Raw genomic sequence first — 2,181 nt, forward strand, 5'->3', positions numbered from 1 at the left:
CATTTATACCTCGCTATTACACTTAGTTTAGTATGGCTTTTTTTCCATTATTGTCTATCTGTTTGTTGTGCAGTGAGAATTGGTATAAGCAGCTACGAAAGCAGCCAACAACAATGAAGCTCCTCTTAAGAAATTCGGTGCAACTCTGCTTATCAGAATTTCAATTCCATCTGCTAGATTAGTAATTTGTCTTGAAATTTTTCCTGATAAATTATCCTGATAAAATTGATTAGATTTTCCAAGTACATGATCCATCATTTTTCCAATGACACTATTAATAACAACAGGAATAAATCTACAGCGTATATAACCAATTCCTCTCCAAGTGAAATTATCAAATACGATAAAATTCACGACAATCAGGCTTGATGGTAATATTAAAATTGAAATATCTCCATTCTGCACATGTGGTAGAAGGTTGATGATGTTCTTAATCAGTATGCTGTTCAATGGTCCCCAAAACCCCGCAAAGATTGCAAGGGAGACAAAAATCGAGACTGATAATTTGTATGGCTTCAAAAAATGCCAGATGAAAGAATATAAAGTTTTAGGTAGCTGATGATTCATTTGAACTACTCATATTAATTTGAAAAATGTATACTGTCTTATGCTATAGTACCTAAAAGTAAATGCTCAACATACAAAATAACGCTACACTTTGCAAACAGTGGATATTCTTAGCAGTACTTGCTCTTGCTTGTTCTGGATTATTGTCAATAATTGTTATTTTTCTACGATTGCCTTTTATCTCCTCTCTCGTTCCTTCTGCACAATATATCTTTGATAATGCGCTGGTGATACACGTAAATTTGTCAATTTTGGTGTGGATGTGCTCTATAATATCTCTGCTCTTTATCATAAACCTACAAAATACCAATAGTTGGTTTAACTTTTCATGGGTTCTATCAACCCTTTCGATGCTGCTCATGTTTATATCCGCATTCGTTCCAAATACTGAAGTTATCAAAAGTAACTATATTCCCGTATTACAAAACAAATTATTTTTACTTGGACTCAGTTTATTTATTGCCAGTATATTAGTAAATACAATGCTAGCATACACATCAAAAAAAGAGGTTTCATTTCTCTCTGTTGGGCAAATTGGGCTAGTTATTATACTTGTATCGTCATTTCTTTGCTTTGTTTTAGCATATAATAATATGCCTCCAGGTCTATATCACTCAGATAATAATTTATTTTACGAATATCTCTTTTGGGGAGGCGGACATTTATTGCAGTTTGCTTTTACTCAAGGAATGTTTTTAGTCTATTTAATGATCAGTGATGTTAGTTTAGCTTCAAGCAATAAAATTACTATTTTACCACTATTTATAAACACGATTTTAGCTGTAGGCGCACCGTTTGTATATTTTGTTTATCCAGTTGATAGTGCCAAGTTAATACAGTTTTTTACTTGGCATATGAGGATTGCTGGAGCAGTTTTGCCGTGCTTTTTGATAATATTAGTGTACTGCAACATCAGAACTTTTATTAATGATAAAAGCAACTATTTATTACATTCATTTTTGTTGTTCACTTATGGAGATGTGCTTGGAATTTTGACTATTGAAGGAAATGTCACCATTCCTGCTCATTATCACGGTTCTGTAGTTGGGATCACTATAGCTTTTATGAATTTCATTTATTGGCTGTTACCCAAATTAAACTTTAAAGAGGTAAAAAACTCCATGGTAAGATTACAGATTTATGCCTACAGTGTAGGGCATTTTCTCCATATTACTGGCCTTGTTTGGCTTGGTGGGTATGGTGCTTTAAGGAAGGTTGCAGATCTGCCAAGCATTTCGTCAATGTTAGCACGCACGTGCTTCATTATAGGTGGCGCTATATCAGTTGTTGGTGGAATGTTGTTCGTAATAATTGTGCTTTTACATCTGTTAAAAGGCAAAGCGCGTACCAACTGACCCATAGAAACAAAAAAAACTTCCTTGACAAATTCCCCCAGCGCCCTTATCATGAAACTGAAGCTATTTATTTATCTTCTCTGTACAGATTAAATGACAAAAAAACTCACGTATCTGGCATCCCATGTTTAATTTTTTGCACTGTGTGCACCTTATGTCTTTATAAAATTTCTAGGTTTTTACCTAATATAAGCTGAAATGCGCTTATAAAGCATTTAAAACATCAAAAAACGCCGATTTAAAAAATGGATAGTGAATA

Annotated in this window: 2 protein-coding genes; one reads left to right on the forward strand and one right to left on the reverse strand. The window is 33.7% G+C overall.

Annotated features, from left to right (window positions below):
- Positions 1–54: 54 nt before the first annotated feature.
- Entirely contained in the window at positions 55–450 is a 396-nt protein-coding gene (locus OZD66_RS05465) for an ABC transporter ATP-binding protein (RefSeq protein ID WP_182366678.1), read from the reverse strand.
- A 179-nt stretch (positions 451–629) separates the two neighbouring features.
- Here OZD66_RS05465 and OZD66_RS05470 point away from each other — a divergent pair, with 179 nt between their 5' ends.
- Positions 630–1,922, forward strand: a complete 1,293-nt coding sequence (locus tag OZD66_RS05470) for a cbb3-type cytochrome c oxidase subunit I (protein WP_182366676.1) — start codon at positions 630–632, stop codon at positions 1,920–1,922.
- The last annotated feature ends 259 nt before the right edge of the window (positions 1,923–2,181 follow it).

Source organism: Wolbachia endosymbiont of Drosophila baimaii (genome assembly GCF_028982185.1).
Taxonomy (GTDB): domain Bacteria; phylum Pseudomonadota; class Alphaproteobacteria; order Rickettsiales; family Anaplasmataceae; genus Wolbachia; species Wolbachia pipientis.

Bases quoted from the DNA above. Each gene is read 5' to 3' on its own strand.
- OZD66_RS05470 (WP_182366676.1), top strand. From the start codon at position 630: ATGCTCAACATACAAAATAACGCTACACTTTGCAAACAGTGGATATTC.